Here is a 19,776-nt window from a genome sequence, read left to right on the forward strand (position 1 = left end):
GCTTCTTGGGTAAGAAGCCGCGCCTGAGGTTTTGCCTGTAAACAGTAACAATCCTGTGGCGGCTATCATTGGCAATTCCGGGGAAGAGAGGCAAGATTTCTAGCGCTATTTAGTGGCTAATTGTGAAGAAGATCATACTTCGGCGATATTATTCGCGGTGAAACAGCAAGATGAAAGGGTGACCCACTGGCTGGCTAACGGCAACCAAAGCAATGTGAAGGGTAACGGAATCATCGGCTTGTGGCTTTATTCTTAATAGCGCGCTAAAACGATGATAATGATAATTATTATGCTATTATCCAGCCCTGCCACTGCCAAAACCCTGACGATTTCTTAACTGATTCTATACTCCGTTGATAGCTGACAAAAAAGTCCGTTATCAGAGGTCAGAGAGGGTTCCTTTAAGAAGAGAAACGTTATGAACCACATAGTTTATGTCGTTGATGATGATGAGTCTGTGACCACCGCGCTGACCAATTTACTCAGCTCACAAGATTATACCGTTGCTCCTTTTTCATGCCCTGACGCTTTTCTGGCACATCCCTTTTATTCCTCGCCGTGCTGCCTGATCGTGGATATTAATATGCCAGGCATCGATGGATTTGGCGTAGCCAGCGCCCTGATGGAGAAAGGCTACTCGATCCCGACGATCTTCCTGACCGGATTTGGCACCATTCCGGTGACGGTCAGAGCCATGAAAGCAGGCGCTTATGAATTCCTGACTAAGCCAGTAGATCCTGAACGATTGCTGCAGGCGGTAGCTGAAGCGTTGAGGATCTCAGAAGATAGCATGGCTTCCTCGCAGCAAAAGCTGGAGCTGACCGCGCGGCATCATTCGCTGACCCCGCGTGAAGGTGAAGTGATGTTATTGGCAATCGGCGGCCTGCAAAATAAGCAAATAGCCGCCGAGATGGGGATCAGTGAGATTACCGCTAAAGTGCATAAGCGCCGGGTAATGGAAAAAATGCAGGTTCGCTCGCTGTCCGATTTAGTGCGGGCAGCAGAACGGCTGAATATTGAAAAAACCCGAGGGCGCTAGCGCCTCCTCAGGTTTCTCCTCTCACCCTTCCAGCTCTGTAGGCAGCGTAAACCAGAAAAGACTGCCGCCACTCTCCCGGTTTTCAGCCCTTAACTCTCCCCGGTGCTTTTTGATGATCTCGTCACTGATCGCCAATCCCATGCCCATGCCCTCTTTTTTGGTGGTGTAGAAAGAGTCAAAGATGCGCTTGATGACCTGTTCGGGCAGCCCAGTGCCGGTATCAGAAACCTCAAAGCGGATCACTTCGGGTGAAGGATTCCAGGAGGAGAGCGTCAGCACATGCGCCCGCCCCTGCGTTTCATCCATCGCCTCGAGGGCGTTAAGCACCAGATTCAATAACAGCTGCTGGATCTGCACGCGGTCACAATATACCGCATCGTTGGTTGCACGCAGTTTGAGTTCAAGGGTAATCCAGCGTCTCTCCAGCTCCATACGTGACAGCGATAAGATATCGCGGGCGATGAGGTGCAGATTAGCCTGGGCGAATTCAGAGGCAGTATTGCGGGTCAGTGATTGCAAGCCACGGATAATGTCGCCAGCCCGTTTCCCTTCATTAATAATCTCTTCCAGGCTGGAACAGGCGTTAGCAAGATGTATCTGGTCGCGTTTCAGCCAGCGCAGGCTGGCTCCGGCATTCGCCACAATCGACATTAACGGCTGGTTAATTTCATGCGCGATGGAAGAGGTCAGCTGCCCAACGGTAGTCGCGCGTGAAACCCGGGCAAGATCGGCCTGCGCAAGCCGTGCAGCATCCTCCGACAGACGCTGCGCGGTAATATCCGAAATGGTGCCAAAATACTCCTTTACCTCAGACCAGCTTTCTACAGGCTCTCCGATCCCTTTGATGTAGCGGCACTCTCCATCCGGTCTGAGGATGCGAAACTCCGCCTGCATAATAATGCCGTTCCGCACGCTGTCTGACACCAGTTCGCTAATACAGTGACGATCGTCGGGGTGTACGCGCGTTAAAAAATTCGCCATCGACAGGCTTTTTTGCTGCTCCGGCAAGCCGAGGATCAGCCTGTACTCGTCAGAAACCAGCATCATGTCCTGCTCAAGATGCCAGTGCCAGGTGCCGGTATGGCTGATCTTCTCCCCCAGCATCAGCGATGTCTGGCTGGATCTCAGCTGTTTCTCTACCCTTCTCCGCTGAATGTTCTCTTCCAGGAGTTCGCTGTAAAGCCTGGCGGTTTCGAGTGAGATAGCGGCCTGAGCGCCCAATATCGCCACTATTCTCGAGTGTTCCGCGGTAAAGACATCGGGCATTAAACGGTTTTCCAGATACAACACACCGACCATCCGCGCCTGTTTGAACATCGGCACGCACATCACCGCCGCGCCAGAAGCCACCAGATAAGGATCCTGGCTGAACGGGCTGAAGATTTCAGGTTTGCCGGTGCGGATCTCCTGGCCGGTGCGGATCACCGCCGATAAAACGGATAGCGGCAGATCGGTTGAGGTCGGGGTTACCTGCAAAATTTTCACCCGCGTCCCCTCCGCTGTGGAGGTCGCCATTGCCTCGATTTCCGGGATCTGGCCTTCCAGTAAGCGGATTAACAGGCAACGCTGCGCGCCAGCCCTTTCCAGCAACATCATCATCAGGGTGTTGATCAGGCGATCCAGATTGATCTCCTCGGTCAGCGCCCGCATCGCCGTGATCACACTTTGCAGATCGCTGACCGCATTATTCTGATCAAAGGTGACGGTGGTGAACGGCGAATTCTGTCCGGCCGGCGCCAGATGAGCATGCCTGGATGCCAACTGCCGGACTTTGGCCTCGGCTCCCCAACGTTGCCAGGCATTGATCGCCCCCTTGAGGTAAGCCTCTGCGGCCACCGTTAACCCACGAGCGCTGGCAAAACTGGCGGCTATCTCATGCGCCACGCCAGTCATGTGCTCAAATTGCCCGCTGCGGGATAAGGCAATCGCCTCTTCATACTGTTCTGCAGCCGCGCTGTCTTTGCCTTCAAGCCGCAGGATCTCCGCCATCAGTAAGGCTTGTTTATCCGCGAATGTTTTGGCATTTTCGGTGGCCCAGGTGGCAATTTTTTCATAATGGATCCAGACCTTTTGCTGTTTTGCGGCAGTGAAAGTGGCGGGTTCCAACTGAAGGGTCATCGACAGCGCGCTATAAAGATGAAAATCGAGCATATGAATATGCCCAGGGATCAAGTCAATAAAACGCGAGGCCTGCGCCAGGCAACGCTCAGAATCGGCATATTCGCCAGAGAAAAAATGGGCCATTCCCCGGTACAACCAGTGCCAGAATTGCATCAAAACCAGCGGTTGTGTGGCGATATCCTTGCCGGCGAGTTGCAGTACCCCCGGAACAAAATTGTTGCCTGACATCTCGTTTTGGGTGCCGTCGCGCAGGAACAAGACATACTCTCGCTGCATCTGCAGCACGCTTTCCACATCCTGATAGTGCGCCTTGCGAACATAAGCCAGCGCTCGCTCTATCGAGGTCAGCACGCCCTCTAAATGATCGCCTCGCGCCAGATAGTTCATGGTTTGATGACGTAAAGCCAGGCAAGCGGAAGTGCGATCGCCATTGGCGACGGCAACATTGAACGTTTCTTTAGCGCACTCAATGGCATAAGCCATTGGCATGGTCCAGACGCTGACCTGGTCCAGCGGCATCAGGGTGCGGGCCTTAAAACTGGTGAAGTCGTGTTTATACACCAGTTCCCGTGCCAGCAGCGTGCTGGCATAGCCCCGGCTGTATTCATCATAATGCCCCCCGCACAGCACGCCATACCAGGAAAGTGCAAAAGTGGAGGCCCCGGTCATTCCGTGATCGAGAGTCAGGTGCAGCATTTTGCAGACGATCATGAAATGCAGTCGGGGGCTGGAAAACGCTGCAAACATGCTGGCGCTGGCCATCAGATTCATGATCGCTTCATTCTCCCGGCTGGCCATTAACGGCAGCGACCTGAAGCGGGTATAGGGATTGATGCCGACATGTGCCTTGAGGGCGATCCTGGCGGCATCACATTCGGCCTTGTCAGGATGGCGATTCAAGTGGATGCCAAACACCGCCAGCCAGGCAATCGCGGTTTCAAGCGCCAGTGTGTTGTCAGACTGACGCATATGGATTTCTGCCAGCCAGCAGGCAGCCACCGCTTTATCGGTCATGTTGCCTGGCAATGCCAGCAGCTTCCCGCAAAGGTCTAACGCAACGGCCAGGTTCCCCTGAAGGAACTCACATTCGGCTTCTTCCAGTAAAAAAGTGAAATGATCTTCGTTCGACACTAAAGGAGTCAGTGCACGTGCCGTCCGCAAGAACCGAAGGGAAGAAATATAATCCCCGGTATTTTTAGCTCTTCTGCTGGCCATAAGGATCAGTTGCCGATAGCTTTCCGCCTCTGCCTGGGCTAACTGAAGATCTTTGATGGTCGCAAGATGGTGAACCACCCTGAACAGCGGATCGTTGCCCGCGTCTACTGCTGCCAACTCCGCAAATCGTTGCGCAGCCGCGAGGTGTAAAAGATCGTCCTCTGCAGGATCGTTCAGATCCATTGCCGCCTCATGCACGCTGTCATGAGTAAAAGCATAGTGATTTGCTGTCAGGGTGAGCAACTGGGCATTAGCCGCCGGCAACAGGCAGGTTATGAGCGCTTCAACTGACAGGTTCAGCACTTTGCTGAGCATCATCAACTCACCCGATCCGCCCAAACAGGCTACCTTGCCCAGCAGATGCCGGGTTTCAGCAGTTACGGTTTCCAGTTGTTGTAACACGCGGTTGGCCACATTCTCCGTGTACTGGCAGGCGGTTAACGCCTGGCGATCGTAGCCCCATTTCTGCGGATACTGCCCGTGGTGGATAATGCCATCCTGCACCGCCTGGCGAAAAAATTCCTGAGTAAACAGCGGATTCCCACCGGTCTTCTCATGGATCAAGCGCGCCAGTTCCCCGGTTGCCGCCGGACGATCGTGAAAAACATCAGCCAGCCACTGAGCCAGCGCTTTTACTGAAAGCTGCTGCGGAGTGATCTCTCCACTTCTGGCCGTCGAACTTCTCAGAGCAGTCAATTGCATGCCGATCAGCGGACAAGGTAAGGAGGCAATATCATGATGGGTAACCACCAGCATCAACGGGATATCTTCACTCATTTCCAGCAGATTTTGCAGCAGCTGCAGGCTGGCCTGATCGGCCCAGTGAATATCATCAATCAGCATGACCAACGGCCTTCCTGGCGTGGCGAAGGCTTTCGTAAGACTACACACCATATTGGTAAAGCGGTTTCTGGCATCGAGTGAATGAATATCGGCAAGAGGTTGCGCTTTCTGGTCTAACAATACGCCCAGTTCAGGGACAAAATTGATCGCCAACCCCACGTAGTCACCCAGTAAACGAACGAGGTGGGATCGCCAACGGGCAACCTCTTCCGCCGACAGTCCAAGCAAGTTCAACACCACCATACGAAACGCAGCAGTAAAAACAGCATAAGGCAGAACCGGGGAGTGACGATCGGCTTTCACCACCGTTAGAAGAAGCTTCTTTTGCTGTAACTTTCTGATACCAGAGGCGAGTAGCGAAGACTTTCCGCTGCCAGCGGTACCACTGATAACGGTGAGACTGGATCGGCCGCTTTGCATCACTTCATCGAACAGAACCAGTAAATTTTCAGCCTGAGGATGATCGTTAAACAGCGTGCCGGAGGCAAACCCTTTCCGCTGGGTATCCTGTAACCCAGGGGTAAAGGACTCAATGTGGCCTTCAGGAGTGAGGCTGGCCCGGCAGCGATGCAGATCCGCCAGCAGCCCTTCAACCGTCTGATAGCGCTGCGCCGGGGATTTTTCCAGCAGGCGCAAAATGACCGAAGAGAGCATTGCGGGAACATCGGTACGCACGAGGTGCGGAGGGTGCGGCTCAGAAGCAACATGATGATGAACCCACTCTGCGTGCCCGCCTTCAGCGGTGCCGAAAGGCAGCTTACCGGTCAGCAGCTCGTAAAGCACCACGCCAAAGCTGTAAAGATCGCTTAAAGGCGTGACTTGCTGAGTGGTGCGGGTCGTATGCTCTGGCGACATATACGCCAGGGTGCCGCCTGAAGCTGGCAATCCCAGCGGCAAAGGCGCTGTTGAAGCCACGGAGGCAAGCCCGAATCCCCCTAACCGAAAAGTGCCGTCTTCGTTGATAAAGAAGTTGGCCGGCTTGATGTCGCCGTGTACCAATCCCTGCTGATGCATCTGACTCAAGGGAGCACAAAGCAGGATCGCGCTGTGTAAAAAATCCGACAGCACCTGAGGAGTAAGGCTGAGGAAGTCCGCCAACGTTCGCCTGGAGAATACGTCATACATCAGGGCGTAACGGCCATGAAAAAGGCTGTGCGCCAGCGGCCTGATGGCCCAGGAGACGCTGAGTTTTTCACGCAGCGCATACTCATTTTTCAGCAATGGCGTCACCTGAAAAATGGCGTCTTCGCTGGCAGCAGTGGCAATAATAAAAGTGTCGCTACTGGTGGTGTAGCGACACAGATACCAGGCCAGCTGGCTTTCTTGTGCCAACGGGCTGAAGGTCAAATCGTCGGAGAGCGAAAATCCCTCTTCGCCTACAGACTGCAGAGCGGGGGGTGACAGGCTCATGGCTGCGCTTCTCCTGGAGATAACAGCTGGCGGATGTGAGTGAACAACGTATCAATTTCGATAGGTTTAGGCAAAAAAGCCAGCGCGCCCAGCCCAATCGCCACCCACAGCATGTTCTCATCACCGTCGCCTGAAATAAGAATGGCAGGCGGATTCTCCAGCCGACGGGCCAGTTCCTTAAACAGCTCAAAGCCGCTCATCCCTTGCAGCCTGACATCAATGATAAATAATACCGCGTCCTGAAGCGCGGTTTCCTCCTCAAGCAGCGCTTCAGCCGAGGCGAAAGTCAGCGTGCAGTACCCTTCTGACTGCAATAAGTTGCTCAGCCCACTGCGGACCGAGGGTTCGTCATCCACAATAACAATGGGCCGAGAACGCATTCTTTTATCCTTAAGGTGCTTTATCCTTTGTCGGCGGCGGCGTGCCGCTGATTTTAGGAACGCACTCGTGACGGAACCAGTGCAGCGTGACCGGTTGTCGCTTGATGAGCCGCTTCGCTAACGGCACCAGCTGTTCACCGACCAGCATGCCGAATAAGCCCAGTAAGGCGATGACTGGTGGTGCCGGGGCTTCCACACGGATTAGCGCGTAAATCCCCCCGGCTAGCATGCCGACAACTAATGAAATACCGTAGGATTTCAGCATCATCAGCTCCTTATCGCCATCAGGGAAGAGGGAGCAGAGAAGACGTTATCGGCAGAGAAAGGAAGACGTTGAGCCGTAGCCTGCGGGTCTTTATGCATGAAGTGTGCGGCAAGTTCGCCACCGAGGACCATGCCTAACAAACCCACTAAAGCGATAGCTGGCGGAGCTGGAGAGCGAACGTTGAGCAGAGCATAGAAAAGTCCGACCAGGACACCCGCGCCCAGGGAAAGGATTAAAGGACTCATGGCAATCCTCCTTCATGAGTCAACGCAGGCCAGCCTGTAAAGACTGGCCTGCAAAGGGAATTAACGCGCTGGCACTGGAGCCAGAGTACGGTGCTCACTCTTCTGACGAGAAGGGGCTTTGTGCACCATGGTATAGGCGTAATCCACACCAATGCCGTAAGCACCTGAGTGCTCTTTAGCAATATTCATTACCGCGTCATAGGTATCACGGTTAGCCCAGTCACGCTGCCACTCCAGCATAACCTGCTGCCAGGTAACAGGAACAACGCCCGCCTGGATCATGCGCTGCATAGCAAAGTCATGGGCTTCTTTGGTGGTGCCACCTGAAGCATCGGCCACCATATAGATCTCATAGTCACCTTCAAGCATTGCGCAGAGGGCAAAGCTGTTGTTACAGACTTCGGTCCACAGGCCAGAAACCACCACTTTTTTCTTGCCGTTAGCGGCCAGCGCGTCACGCACTTTCTGGTCATCCCAGGAGTTCATTGAGGTTCTTTCCAGGATGTCCTGACCAGGAAACACATCCAGCAACTCTGGATAGGTGTGACCCGAGAAGCTCTCAGTTTCAACGGTGGTGATGATGGTAGGGATGTTGAAAACTTTCGCCGCTTTAGCCAGCGCAACGGTATTGTTTTTCAGCACCTGACGGTCAATTGACTGTACGCCAAAAGCCATCTGCGGCTGCTGGTCGATGAAAATCATCTGGCTGTTATGAGGCGTCAGAACTTCAAGTTTAGCGTTTGTCATGTGGTTACCCATTGAGGTTGAAAGGTGAATAAAGCGCATCAATCACTGTCAGCCCGCAGTCTAAGGCGATTACTCCGTCGTCACTATTATCTCTGCGTATAACTATACGGACGTATAGTTATCCCTTCGTATAACTAGACGATCCGCCAAAATCCTCACCATACTTCTCTTCAGTTGGTGCTCTGCTTACCAGCATTCAGCCCCGTTCTCCGTACTGCAGCCAGCGCCGCGCGGTCCGGACATCTCACTTCAGGAGGATCCATGGTAACGCCCGCTAAAGCCGATCTCATTTTCACCAATGGCAAGTTCCACACCGTCGACCGTCAACATCCTTTCGCGGAAGCCGTAGCGATCTCAAAAGGTAAATTTCTGCAGGTTGGCACGGTAGCCGAGGTCATGGAATACCATGATGAAGCGACCAAAGTGATCGACCTGAAAGGCCATACTGCGGTGCCGGGCCTGAATGACTCGCACCTGCATTTGATTCGTGGCGGCCTGAACTACAATCTGGAATTACGCTGGGAAGGCGTGCCTTCTTTAGCGGATGCGTTGCGGATGCTGAAAGACCAGGCGCTGCGTACGCCTTCTCCACAGTGGGTTCGCGTGGTGGGTGGCTGGACTGAGTTCCAGTTTGCCGAGCGCCGGATGCCGACCCTGGACGAAATCAATGAAGCCGCGCCAGAGACGCCGGTGTTCATCCTGCACCTTTACGATCGCGCCCTGCTCAACCGTGCCGCATTGAAAGTGGTGGGGTACACCAAAGACACGCCAAATCCTCCGGGCGGCGAAATTCAGCGCGACAGCAACGGCAACCCAACCGGTATGCTGATTGCCCGTCCGAATGCGATGATCCTCTACTCCACGCTGGCTAAAGGCCCCACGCTGCCGCTGGAACAACAGGTCAACTCTACGCGTCAGTTCATGCGTGAACTCAACCGCCTCGGCCTGACCAGCGCCATCGATGCGGGCGGCGGCTTCCAGAATTACCCCGAAGATTACCAGGTCATCGCCGAGCTGCATGAGAAAAAGCAGATGACGCTGCGCATCGCCTACAACCTGTTTACCCAGCGGCCTGGACACGAACTCGAAGACTTTGAGAAATGGACCGACATGCTCTCGCCAGGCCAGGGCAGCGACTATTTCCGCCACAACGGCGCGGGTGAAATGCTGGTGTTCTCAGCCGCAGACTTTGAAGACTTCCTGGAGCCGCGTCCTGATTTAGCGCCGGGCATGGAAGACGAACTTGAACGTGTGGTTCGCCATCTTGTTGAGCATCGCTGGCCGTTCCGTCTGCATGCCACTTATGACGAATCCATCAGCCGGATGCTGGATGTGTTTGAAAAAGTGAACCGGGACATTCCGTTCAATGGCCTGCACTGGTTCTTTGACCATGCGGAAACCGTCACGCAGAAGAACATTGACCGTATTAAAGAGCTGGGCGGTGGGATTGCTGTTCAACACCGCATGGCTTTCCAGGGCGAATACTTTGCCGAACGCTACGGCATTGAAGCCACCCGCCACACTCCGCCAGTGGCCCGAATGCTGGACACAGAAGTTCCGGTTGGGCTGGGAACGGATGCCACGCGAGTCGCCAGCTACAACCCGTGGACCGCACTTTACTGGCTGGTCTCAGGCCGAACCGTTGGTGGGATGCAAATGTATGACGCCAGCGCTCGTCTCGATCGTGAAACGGCGTTGATGCTGTGGACGCAAGGCAGTGCCTGGTTCTCCAGTGAACAGGGTAAAAAAGGCCAGATAAAAGTGGGTCAGCTGGCCGATATGGCGGTGCTGAGCAAAGACTTCTTCAGCGTGCCGGAAGAAGAGATCAAAGGCATTGAATCGGTATTAACGGTGGTGGACGGCAACGTGGTTTACGCTGCAGGGTCGTTTACCTCTGAGGCGCCGCCTTCCATTCCCGTGCTGCCAGACTGGTCGCCAGTGGTGAATGTGCCGGGTCATTATCGCAGCGCCCCGCCGCAAGCCGCTTCCCGAGTGGGCATGATGCCGCAGGTTCACCATTGCAGCGGCCCATGCGGCGTCCACAGCCATCAGCATGATGTGGCCCGTGGGGCTAACGTGCCGGTCTCGGAAGACAACGCTTTTTGGGGCGCGCTGGGCTGCAGCTGCTTTGCGTTCTGATCCGATGAAAAACGCCTCTGCGGTTCTTATCCCGCCCCAGATTGATCTGGGGCTGTTATTCCTCAGGCTCAGCGGTTGCCTGCTGTTGCTGTCTGTTCATGGGTTGCCAAAAGTGTTTCATTTCACCGAAGAACTGGCGCGCATTGAGGATCCCTTTGGCCTGGGGGCTTACATGAGCCTGCTTCCGGCCATTTTTGCCGAAGTCATCTGCCCGTTATTCATTATCGCTGGTGTGGCAACCCGGCTTGCCTGCCTGCCGATCATCGGGGTATTGCTGGTCGCCATGCTGGTTGTTCATCCAGACTGGTCATTAGCTGAGGGCCAGTTCGGCTGGTTGCTGCTGATTATTTTCAGCACATTGGCGATGACCGGCCCGGGGAAATGGCGCTTAGGCGCCACTAAACAGACTGAGGTGGCCGCATGGCGCAGGTAAACGACGTTCACAGTGCCAGCACGGCACTGCCCGAAGATCTGCCAGTGGTGACGGTTTCACCCTGGCAGCCTTTACGCCTGCCGGTCTTCCGCATGCTGTGGCTGGCCACGGTAGTCTCCAACATTGGTTCATGGATGAACGATGTTGGGGTGAACTGGACCATGCTGACGCTGAGCGCCGATCCGCTGTCGGTGGCGATGGTGCAGGCCGCAAGCAGTTTGCCGATGTTTCTTTTTGCGCTCCCTTCGGGCGTGCTGGCTGACATCGTAGACCGCCGCAAATACCTGCTGTTTTCTCAACTGTGGGTCTTTGTCGCCGCCACTATCCTCACGGTGCTGTCGTTTACCGGCCACGTGACGCCAATGGTGCTGCTGATTGCGGCATTTTTCCTCAGTGCAGGTGCGGCGATGAGTTCACCGCCCTTTCAGGCCATCGTGCCGGATCTGGTGGACAAGCCGTCGCTGGGGCCCGCTATTGCCCTTAACTCGCTGGGGATCAATATCAGTCGCGCCATTGGCCCGGCGCTGGGCGGGTTAATTCTTTCCTTTGTGGGTCCGTGGATGGTGTTTCTGCTGAATGCGTTATCGGTGCTGGGCGTCGCGCTAGTGTTGTATCGCTGGAAAGCCGAACCGACCGTTCAGCGCCTGCCTCCTGAGCATTTTTTCTCAGCCGTCCGGGCCGGTATTCGGTATGTCCATGCCGCGCCAGTACTGCGCAATGTGCTGGTCCGCACCGTCGCCTTCTTTGTTTTTGGCAGCGCGGGCTGGGCATTGCTGCCGCTGGTTGCCCGCCGTGAACTGGGCCTGGGGCCAGGCGGATACGGCATCATGCTGGCATTTATCGGCGTGGGGGCTATTTGCGGCGCGCTGTTACTGCCACGCATGCGGAAAAGTTTCAGTGCCGATCGGCTGATGGTGCTGGCCAGCCTGATGTTTGCGATGACCATGCTGGCGCTGGCCTGGGTGCGCCATTTCTGGCTGCTGAATGCGTTTGAATTTTTCACCGGTTTTGCCTGGATTGCAGTGCTGTCCACCCTCAATCTTGGTGCACAACGCAGCGCCGCCAGATGGGTGAAAGCCCGGGCACTGGCGGTCTACCTCACCGTGTTCTTTGGATCGATGACGGCAGGCAGTGCGATCTGGGGACAACTGGCTTCTCACTATGGCATCCCAATGTCGCTGTGCATCGCAACCGTTGGAATGATCCTCGCCAGTACCACAGTCTTTCGCTGGCGGCTGGATCAGGATCCGGATCTGAATCTGGACAGCATCGCCGCAGATGAAAACGGCACGATCCCCGACATCCGTCACGATCGTGGGCCGGTGATGGTGAGCTATGAATACCTGATTAAAACTGACGATGCCCGCAGCTTCACCGTTTGTATTCAGGAGATGCGCCGGGTAAGACGGCGCGGCGGTGCGATTAACTGGTGTCTGTACGAGGACATTTTGCGCCCCGGTATTTTTGTTGAAACCTTTGTCGTCGGATCCTGGATGGAGCACCTGCGCCAGAAGGAACGCTACACCATGAACGACTGTAAAATTCAGAGCCGCGTTGTTGCTTTCCATCAGGGAGACAGCCTGCCTGAGATCCGTTATCTGGTCGCTCCGGTTTAACCGGGGCGTCGTTGCCCCCCTCACTCACTTACAGGATGATCACCATGAGCATGATTAAAATGACCGACGGCACAGGCATTTATTACAAAGACTGGGGCAGCGGCAAACCCGTGCTGTTCAGTCATGGCTGGCCGCTAGATGCTGACATGTGGGACAGTCAGATGACCTTCCTGGCAGAGCGTGGCTACCGTGGAATTGCCTTCGACCGCCGTGGCTTTGGCCGTTCAGATCAACCCTGGACTGGTTACGATTACGATACCTTTGCTTCAGACATCAACGAACTGATCCTGCACCTGGATCTGACTGATGTCACGTTAGTGGGCTTCTCGATGGGTGGCGGCGATGTGGCACGCTATCTGGGCAAATACGGCAGCGATCGCATCTCCGGGCTGGTTTTACTGGGTGCGGTAACGCCGATCTTTGGTAAGGCAGAAGACTACCCTGAAGGCGTGGATCTGTCGGTCTTCAGCGGGATCAAAGACGGTCTGCGTAAAGATCGCGCGCAGTTCATCAGTGATTTCGCTTCGCCTTTCTATGGCACCAACGCCGGACAAACTGTTTCAGAAGGCGTGATGACCCAGACGCTGAACATTGCGTTACTGGCCTCGTTGAAAGGCACTATCGACTGCGTGACGGCGTTCTCTGAAACCGATTTCCGTGGCGATATGCCGAAGATCACTGTGCCAACGCTGGTGATCCACGGCAGCAACGATCAAATTGTTCCGTTCGACACCACCGGAAAAGTGGCCGCAGAAATGATTGCGGGTGCAGAACTGAAAGTGTACGACAATGCGCCGCACGGTTTTGCCGTCACGCATCAGGATCAGCTCAACGAAGATCTGCTGGCTTTCCTGCAGAGCCGGTAAATTTTCTGAGCCACCACGAAAAACGGCCACCTTAGCGGTGGCCGTTATTTTTTCAGCGTTGATTAACGGGTCTGGTGATTCACTTCTACCGGCCGCAGATCGAACAACAAGACTTCCGCATCATCACCTTCACTAAAGGTCAGCGTTGTCTCATTACGGACACGAGCCCCATCACCGGCTTTAAACTTGATGCCGTTCACGGTCAGGCTGCCCCGGGCGACCTGAATATAGGCATAGCGATCTTCAGCCAGGGTGAAAGTTTGCTGCTCATCACCCGTGAACAGTCCGGCATAAATTTTCATGTCCTGCCGCACGGTTAACGCATTGTCTTCGCCATCCGGTGACACGATAAGGCGCAATTTACCGCGTTTTTCACTGTCACTGACCGAAACCTGCTGGTAGCCCGGCGGGGTATTTTTCTCTGCAGGAATAATCCAGATCTGCAGGAAATGCACGCCGTCAGTGGCTGAGTGGTTAAATTCACTGTGCGTCACGCCGCTACCGGCACTCATCAACTGCACATCACCCGGGACAATCACTGAACCGGTGCCCATGGAATCTTTATGCTCCAGCGAGCCCTGCAACACATAAGAGATGATCTCCATATTGCTGTGGGGATGGGCACCAAATCCGCGGGCTTTCGCTACCCGGTCGTCATTGATCACCAGCAGATCCGAAAACCCAACCTGTTTTGGATCCCAGTAGTTAGCGAACGAAAAAGTATGATGAGAATTCAACCAACCGTGGTCGCCCACTCCGCGTTGTTCTGACAGTCTTTGTTCGATCATGATCTGCTCCTGTAATGCCGGGTTAAGTTTTCTGGAGAGCGGTTGCCCTTCCGATGAACCCAGAATACAAGTAAACTCATTTGCTCAACAATGGCCTGAAAAGGCAATCACTGTCACAATTAAGTGGACAATATGCAGATTGAAGATCTGAAGATTTATCTGGTGGTGATCGCCTCAGGCAGCTTTACCGCCGCCGCCGATCAGCTGATGCTGTCAAAGCAGTATGTCAGCCGCCGCATGGCTGCGCTGGAAGAGTCACTGGGTGCCAGGCTGTTAATAAGAAACACGCGTAAGCTTTCCGTAACGGATACCGGGCACACCTTCGCCCAGCACGCGCAGCGTATCCTGGAAGAGATAGAAGAGGCCGAGCAGGCCGTTTCTGAACGCCATCAGGCGTTGCACGGCACCTTTCGAATCAGCATGCCAATGTCCTACGGCATGAGTCACCTGTCGCCGCTGATCGCCGACTTTCTGACGCACCATCCAGCGGTGAACGTTCAGATCGAACTGGCCGATCGCTATGTTGATGTGATTGGTGAAGGGTTTGATATGGCGATCCGCATTGGGGCGCTGGCAGACTCAACGCTGATCGCCCGCAAGCTGGGCGAGTTGAAACGGGTGATCTGCTGTAGTCCTTCTTACCTGCAGCGCGTGACGCCGCCCGAAGAGCCTGAAGATCTGCTGCAACATGCCTGCCTGCGCTATGGCCGTGAAGGACAAACCGGCTGGGAGCTGAATGTAGAAGGTAAGCGGAAAATCATGGCGGTGACCGGGCCGGTGCAAAGCAACAATGGTGAAGTCCTGCTGGATGCCGCCGTGGCCGGGTTGGGACTGGTTCTGTTACCTGAATTTATCGTCGGCAAGGCGCTGGAGCGTGGCGAGCTGGTCAGGGTACTGGATGACTTTATCCCTTCTCCGCTCAGCCTGAACGCCGTTTTCCCTCAGCACCGCCAGCGAAGCGAAGTGAACCGGGTCTTCCTGGCTTTTCTGCAGGAAAGGATCGCATCAAAATAAATTTTTTACATCAAGAGACTTTTACGCCAGCGGGTTTAAGCTGCAATCGGAAGAATTATTGGAAGTTATTCATTAATACTTATAAAATACCTCGCCCCAGTAAAGGTTCGAGGTATTTTACCCGTCAAAACTTATTGTTTGGTTTATAATTACCAGATGGATACATTACGAGGGTAGATGTTCCCGGTTTCCAACAAGTATTACTCGCACTGATCCAGCTACCCATGTTAGCGCCGGTCATATTTATGACATTATTTGACGGCCTTAGGCCGCTAATTTTCATGCCACCAGAGACTCGGCCTATGTTTTTTGGTCTAAAACTTCCATATAATAAATCCTTATACAGTTTAAATTACTTTAATTAACATCCTACTTGTTTAATCCTTAACAAAAATGCTGGCAATGCTTCATTCCTCAAAATATCACCAGTAAGGACTGTGGCAGAGAGACCCTCAAACTCCTTTTTTATCACTATTTCTGAAGATAAACCTTTATGCCAAAGGCCGCATGCTGCAAAGAGCTTGCTTTCTGGTGTGGCTGAATCTTCATTCAGAATTTTTTTAAAGAGTGCGACGGCATTCTTTTCTCTAAAAACTTTCTCATATAAAATCTGTTGCGGCATTTTCTCAGCAATGAACCCATTGAACCCCATAGAGTAAACATCTACTTCTGATAACTCAGTGAGCTCAATGTCAGAAGCCGAGAGCTTAAAAGTTGTAAATACTAACATCACATATAGCAGATTTTTTTTCATCATGATTTAAACTTATCAATTGAAGGGCGAAATTAAATTGACACTGGTCACAATTACCCAAGAAAATAAAATTAATTAAAACATTATTTTAAAGTTAACTTATTTAATTACAGAGCAATGTTGGGTTTTTGTAAAAATAATGTTCCAAATTTTATTTTTATTATTGTACTCAATTATACCAACTTCTATTACAGACCGTTAAACAAGTGGCTTATAGCAACGAAGCATTTCGACAACCTGGGAGTCGTAAAACCTTTTACTACAACAAACACCTCTTCTTCTGCCTCTCCTTGCCCCATTTTTGCTCAGTCTCTGCTCGTCCAGCGTGCACCACTGAGGAGGATGCTAATTAAAAGCAATTAAATTCAACAAGTTACTTTATTGGCACAACTTTTGCTCAATTGAATTCAATCTTGTATACCAGATGGAATTCAACTCATGGCCCTGACCACCGGATTCACCCTTAACGACTGGCAGCAGCATTATCAGCAGCATCCTGAAGCCGTTCTCTCCACGCTGGAGACCCTGCTTGAGGGGCTCTCCACCGAGGACAACGCCTGGCTTTATCTGGCTACGCCTGCGCAGATCCGCGCTCAGGTAGAACCGCTGCTGAGCGCCTGGCAGCAGGACCCGAAGTCCCTGCCGTTGTTCGGGGTACCGTTTGCGGTGAAGGACAACATCGACGTAGCAGGCTGGCCAACTACTGCAGCCTGCCCGGCGTTTTCCCATGAGGCTGCGGCTGATGCTACCGCCGTAGCGAATCTGAAAGCGGCTGGTGCCGTCGTTATAGGTAAAACCAATCTCGATCAGTACGCTACCGGCCTGGTGGGCACCCGCTCGCCGTTTGGCGCCGTCAAAAACACCTTCAACCCTGACTACGTCAGCGGCGGCTCAAGTTCAGGCTCGGCTTCCGTTGCCGCCCGCGGCCTGGTGGGCTTCTCGCTGGGAACAGATACCGCAGGATCTGGTCGCGTTCCGGCTGGCTTTAATAACCTTGTGGGTCTCAAGCCGACCAAAGGCTGGTTATCTGCGACTGGCGTAGTGCCTGCCTGCCGTCTTAACGACACGATTTCCGTCTTCGCTCTGACGGTAGAAGATGCTTTCCTGGCCGCAACTTGTGCCGGCGGTTACGACGCCAGCGACGCCTATTCACGCCACAATCCCGGCCTGGCACCCGCAGCACTGCCTGCCTCACCTCGTCTGGCCATTCCCTCCACGCTCGACTTCTTTGGCGATGCTCAGGCCGAAGCTGCCTGGGAAAAGTCAGTCATTGCGCTGAAAGAAACCGGTGCCACGCTGCACCCGATCGATTTCTCTGCCTTCCACCAGCTGGCTGAACAGCTCTATTACGGGCCGTGGGTGGCTGAACGCACCGTGGCGGTTGGCGACATGCTGGATCGTAAAGAAGAAATGGATCCGGTGGTGTACGGCATTGTCGCCAGCGGCCTTAACTACAGTGCGGTAGACGCTTTTAAAGCCGAATACCTGCGTGCAGAACTGACCCGTCAGATTCAGCAAACGCTAAGCCAGTTCGATGCGCTGGTGGTGCCAACCTCACCAACCATCCATACGCTGGAAGAGATGAAAAAGGAGCCGGTGCGCTTCAATTCGCAGTTCGGCACCTACACCAACTTTACTAATCTGGCGGATCTCTCCGCGCTGGCGCTGCCTGGCCCCTTCCGAGAGGACGGGTTACCGGCTGGCATCACGCTGATTGCACAAGCCTGGTATGACCGCGCGTTAGCGACTTTCGGCCAGCGCTGGCAGGCGAGCCAGGCATTAAGCCTGGGCGCAACGGGCAAAGCCCAGCCAGCCACTTACACGGCGATCCCCGCCTCCCCTCTGCATGTTCGCGTGGCGGTTGTAGGCGCCCACCTGAGCGGCATGCCGCTCAACCACCAGCTCACTAGCCGCGATGCGGTGCTGGTTGAAGAAACCCAAACCGCCGCCTGCTATCGGCTGTATGCGCTTGCCAACACCAAACCACCCAAACCTGGCCTGGCAAAAGGCAGCGACGGCGCGTCCATCCTTGTTGAGCTGTGGGATATCCCGCTGGCCCGCTTCGGTGAATTTGTGGCTGAAATCCCTTCTCCGCTGGGAATTGGCACGCTCGAACTGGCCGATGGCCGCCTGGTGAAGGGCTTTATCTGTGAACCCGCCGTGCTGCCAGAGGCCACGGACATTACTGAATTTGGCGGCTGGCGCAACTGGCTGACCCGCAAGGAGACCTCCCATGTTTAATACTGTCCTGATCGCTAACCGTGGCGAAATTGCCTGCCGCGCCATCCGCACGCTGAAGCGTCTGGGCATCACCAGTGTGGCCGTGTTCTCAGAGGCCGATAAAAATGCTCAGCACGTGAAAGAGGCTGACATCGCGATTGCCCTGGGCGGGGAAAAAGCCAGCGACAGTTATTTACGCATCGACAAAATCCTCGCCGCAGCCAAAGAAACTGGCGCGCAGGCCATCTGGCCGGGTTATGGCTTCCTGTCAGAAAGCCTGCCGTTTGCCGCCGCCTGTGAAGAAGCCGGGATCGCCTTCGTCGGCCCGACAGCGCATCAAATTGGCGAGTTCGGTCTTAAGCACCGCGCCCGTGAGCTGGCCGCTGCGGCTGGTGTGCCAATGACACCGGGAACGCCGCTGCTGGACAGGCTGGAAGACGCGCTGAGTGCCGCTGAACGTGTCGGCTATCCGGTGATGCTGAAAAGCACGGCTGGCGGGGGTGGCATCGGCCTGACTCGCTGTGCGGATGCTGAAGCGCTGAGCAACGCATGGGAAAGTGTTCGTCGCCTTGGCGAACAGTTTTTCAGTGATGCAGGCGTGTTCCTGGAGCGCTGCATCGATCGTGCGCGCCATGTAGAAGTGCAGATTTTTGGCGATGGCAAAGGCAAAGTGATTGCGCTTGGCGAGCGCGACTGTTCGCTGCAACGCCGTAATCAGAAAGTGGTGGAAGAAACCCCTGCCCCACAATTACCAGACGCTACCCGCGCCGCGCTGCTTGAATCAGCCGTCAAACTGGGCGAGCTGGTCAGCTACCGCAGCGCCGGTACCGTGGAATATATCTACGATGCGGAGAACGATGACTTCTTCTTCCTGGAGGTGAATACCCGCCTGCAGGTTGAGCACCCGGTGACGGAAAGCGTGACCGGGCTGGATCTGGTCGAATGCATGCTGCGCGTGGCGGCTGAAGAAGAGATTGACTGGGTACGCCTGACGCAAGCGCCTCAGGGTGCTTCTATCGAAGTGCGTATTTACGCTGAAGACCCGCTGAAAAACTTCCAGCCAAGCCCTGGCGTCCTGACGGAAGTCTGCTTCCCGGATGACGTGCGTGTGGACGGCTGGATTAACACCGGCACCGAAGTCTCGGCGTTTTACGATCCAATGATTGCCAAACTGATTGTCCATGCCGAAAACCGTGAGGCAGCGCTGGCCAAAATGCAGCAGGCGCTGAGCGAAACCCGCCTGCACGGCATTGCCACAAACCTGGATTATCTGCGCCAGATCGTCGCTACCGAAGCCTTCCGCACCGGTAAAGTCTGGACCCGCATGCTGGACAGCTTCACCCCACTGTCACCAGTGGTGGAAGTGATCCAGCCCGGCACCTGGAGCAGCATTCAGGATTACCCAGGCCGCCTGGGTTACTGGGACATTGGTGTGCCCCCTTCTGGCCCGATGGATGATTTTGCTTTCCGCCTGGCGAACCGCATTGTCGGCAACGCCGAAGAAGCCGCAGGCCTGGAGTTCACCCTGCAGGGCCCAACGCTGCGCTTCCACAGCGACACCCTGATTTCCCTGACCGGTGCCGAATGCCCGGCCACACTGGATGGCGAAACGGTAGCTTACTGGCAGCCTGTGGCGGTCAAAGCCGGACAAACGCTGACGCTTGGTCGTGCGCAGATGGGT

The 19,776-nt window shown here is 54.6% G+C and carries 15 protein-coding genes; 8 read left to right on the top strand and 7 right to left on the bottom strand.

The window, feature by feature from the left end:
- The first annotated feature begins 418 nt into the window (after nt 1-418).
- A complete protein-coding gene (locus WCC56_RS12565; RefSeq protein ID WP_424692690.1) occupies nt 419-1,039 on the top strand; it encodes a response regulator transcription factor in 621 nt (206 codons plus the stop codon).
- 21 nt (nt 1,040-1,060) lie between these two features.
- Here WCC56_RS12565 and WCC56_RS12570 read toward each other — a convergent pair whose 3' ends face one another.
- From WCC56_RS12570 to WCC56_RS12590, 5 genes are read right to left on the bottom strand one after another with little or no spacing between them, the layout of a single operon-like run.
- The gene (locus tag WCC56_RS12570) at nt 1,061-6,628 is read right to left on the bottom strand and encodes an AAA family ATPase (RefSeq protein WP_424692691.1); all 5,568 of its coding nucleotides are present in this window, start codon (nt 6,626-6,628) and stop codon (nt 1,061-1,063) included.
- The gene (locus tag WCC56_RS12575; RefSeq protein WP_424692692.1) at nt 6,625-7,008 is read right to left on the bottom strand and encodes a response regulator; all 384 of its coding nucleotides are present in this window, start codon (nt 7,006-7,008) and stop codon (nt 6,625-6,627) included. Before WCC56_RS12575 ends, WCC56_RS12570 begins: the two co-directional genes overlap by 4 nt.
- 10 nt (nt 7,009-7,018) lie before the next feature.
- Nucleotides 7,019-7,273: a XapX domain-containing protein gene (locus tag WCC56_RS12580; RefSeq protein WP_424692703.1), complete on the bottom strand. Its 255-nt coding sequence runs from the start codon at nt 7,271-7,273 to the stop codon at nt 7,019-7,021.
- Between the two features lie 2 nt (nt 7,274-7,275).
- Complete coding sequence (locus WCC56_RS12585; protein ID WP_424692693.1) at nt 7,276-7,518, bottom strand: DUF1427 family protein; 243 nt, start codon at nt 7,516-7,518, stop codon at nt 7,276-7,278.
- Between the two features lie 60 nt (nt 7,519-7,578).
- Complete coding sequence (locus tag WCC56_RS12590; protein ID WP_424692694.1) at nt 7,579-8,265, bottom strand: hydrolase; 687 nt, start codon at nt 8,263-8,265, stop codon at nt 7,579-7,581.
- 261 nt (nt 8,266-8,526) lie between these two features.
- Here WCC56_RS12590 and WCC56_RS12595 point away from each other — a divergent pair, with 261 nt between their 5' ends.
- Genes WCC56_RS12595 through WCC56_RS12610 form a run of 4 tightly spaced genes read left to right on the top strand, consistent with a single transcriptional unit; the run spans nt 8,527 to nt 13,319 of the window.
- Nucleotides 8,527-10,404 (top strand): amidohydrolase, encoded by a 1,878-nt coding sequence (locus WCC56_RS12595; RefSeq protein ID WP_424692695.1) that lies wholly within the window; start codon nt 8,527-8,529, stop codon nt 10,402-10,404.
- A 4-nt stretch (nt 10,405-10,408) separates the two neighbouring features.
- Nucleotides 10,409-10,837: a DoxX family protein gene (locus WCC56_RS12600; RefSeq protein WP_424692704.1), complete on the top strand. Its 429-nt coding sequence runs from the start codon at nt 10,409-10,411 to the stop codon at nt 10,835-10,837.
- The gene (locus WCC56_RS12605) at nt 10,825-12,453 is read left to right on the top strand and encodes an MFS transporter (protein WP_424692696.1); all 1,629 of its coding nucleotides are present in this window, start codon (nt 10,825-10,827) and stop codon (nt 12,451-12,453) included. The genes WCC56_RS12600 and WCC56_RS12605 overlap by 13 nt, the downstream gene beginning before the upstream one ends.
- A 44-nt stretch (nt 12,454-12,497) precedes the next feature.
- Nucleotides 12,498-13,319 carry an alpha/beta fold hydrolase gene (locus WCC56_RS12610; protein ID WP_424692697.1) on the top strand — a complete coding sequence of 274 codons (822 nt, stop codon included), beginning with the start codon at nt 12,498-12,500 and terminating at the stop codon, nt 13,317-13,319.
- Nucleotides 13,320-13,381: 62 nt separating this feature from the next.
- On the opposite strand, the gene WCC56_RS12615 is transcribed toward WCC56_RS12610, so the two are convergent.
- Entirely contained in the window at nt 13,382-14,107 is a 726-nt protein-coding gene (locus tag WCC56_RS12615) for a pirin family protein (RefSeq protein WP_424692698.1), read from the bottom strand.
- 132 nt (nt 14,108-14,239) lie between these two features.
- On the opposite strand from WCC56_RS12615, the gene WCC56_RS12620 reads away from it, so the two are divergent.
- Nucleotides 14,240-15,121, top strand: a complete 882-nt coding sequence (locus tag WCC56_RS12620) for a LysR substrate-binding domain-containing protein (protein ID WP_424692699.1) — start codon at nt 14,240-14,242, stop codon at nt 15,119-15,121.
- 361 nt (nt 15,122-15,482) lie between these two features.
- Here WCC56_RS12620 and mchS3 read toward each other — a convergent pair whose 3' ends face one another.
- A complete protein-coding gene (mchS3, locus tag WCC56_RS12625) occupies nt 15,483-15,878 on the bottom strand; it encodes an MchS3 family protein (RefSeq protein WP_424692700.1) in 396 nt (131 codons plus the stop codon).
- Nucleotides 15,879-16,313: 435 nt separating this feature from the next.
- On the opposite strand from mchS3, the gene atzF reads away from it, so the two are divergent.
- Both atzF and WCC56_RS12635 read left to right on the top strand, forming a co-directional pair.
- A complete protein-coding gene (gene atzF, locus WCC56_RS12630) occupies nt 16,314-18,116 on the top strand; it encodes an allophanate hydrolase (protein ID WP_424692701.1) in 1,803 nt (600 codons plus the stop codon).
- The coding region (locus tag WCC56_RS12635; protein ID WP_424692702.1) for a biotin carboxylase N-terminal domain-containing protein at nt 18,109-19,776 on the top strand (1,668 nt) is incomplete at its 3' end. The genes atzF and WCC56_RS12635, both read left to right, overlap by 8 nt.

The organism is Erwinia sp., assembly GCF_049696395.1.
Lineage (GTDB): Bacteria > Pseudomonadota > Gammaproteobacteria > Enterobacterales > Enterobacteriaceae > Erwinia.

Excerpts from the sequence above, each read along its gene's own strand:
- WCC56_RS12570 (WP_424692691.1), bottom strand. The coding sequence starts at position 6,628 with ATGAGCCTGTCACCCCCCGCTCTGCAGTCTGTAGGCGAAGAGGGATTT.
- WCC56_RS12565 (WP_424692690.1), top strand. The coding sequence starts at position 419 with ATGAACCACATAGTTTATGTCGTTGATGATGATGAGTCTGTGACCACC.
- mchS3 (WP_424692700.1), bottom strand. The coding sequence starts at position 15,878 with ATGATGAAAAAAAATCTGCTATATGTGATGTTAGTATTTACAACTTTT.
- atzF (WP_424692701.1), top strand. The coding sequence starts at position 16,314 with ATGGCCCTGACCACCGGATTCACCCTTAACGACTGGCAGCAGCATTAT.
- WCC56_RS12585 (WP_424692693.1), bottom strand. The coding sequence starts at position 7,518 with ATGAGTCCTTTAATCCTTTCCCTGGGCGCGGGTGTCCTGGTCGGACTT.
- WCC56_RS12580 (WP_424692703.1), bottom strand. The coding sequence starts at position 7,273 with ATGCTGAAATCCTACGGTATTTCATTAGTTGTCGGCATGCTAGCCGGG.
- WCC56_RS12590 (WP_424692694.1), bottom strand. The coding sequence starts at position 8,265 with ATGACAAACGCTAAACTTGAAGTTCTGACGCCTCATAACAGCCAGATG.
- WCC56_RS12605 (WP_424692696.1), top strand. The coding sequence starts at position 10,825 with ATGGCGCAGGTAAACGACGTTCACAGTGCCAGCACGGCACTGCCCGAA.
- WCC56_RS12620 (WP_424692699.1), top strand. The coding sequence starts at position 14,240 with ATGCAGATTGAAGATCTGAAGATTTATCTGGTGGTGATCGCCTCAGGC.
- WCC56_RS12575 (WP_424692692.1), bottom strand. The coding sequence starts at position 7,008 with ATGCGTTCTCGGCCCATTGTTATTGTGGATGACGAACCCTCGGTCCGC.
- WCC56_RS12610 (WP_424692697.1), top strand. The coding sequence starts at position 12,498 with ATGAGCATGATTAAAATGACCGACGGCACAGGCATTTATTACAAAGAC.
- WCC56_RS12600 (WP_424692704.1), top strand. The coding sequence starts at position 10,409 with ATGAAAAACGCCTCTGCGGTTCTTATCCCGCCCCAGATTGATCTGGGG.
- WCC56_RS12595 (WP_424692695.1), top strand. The coding sequence starts at position 8,527 with ATGGTAACGCCCGCTAAAGCCGATCTCATTTTCACCAATGGCAAGTTC.
- WCC56_RS12615 (WP_424692698.1), bottom strand. The coding sequence starts at position 14,107 with ATGATCGAACAAAGACTGTCAGAACAACGCGGAGTGGGCGACCACGGT.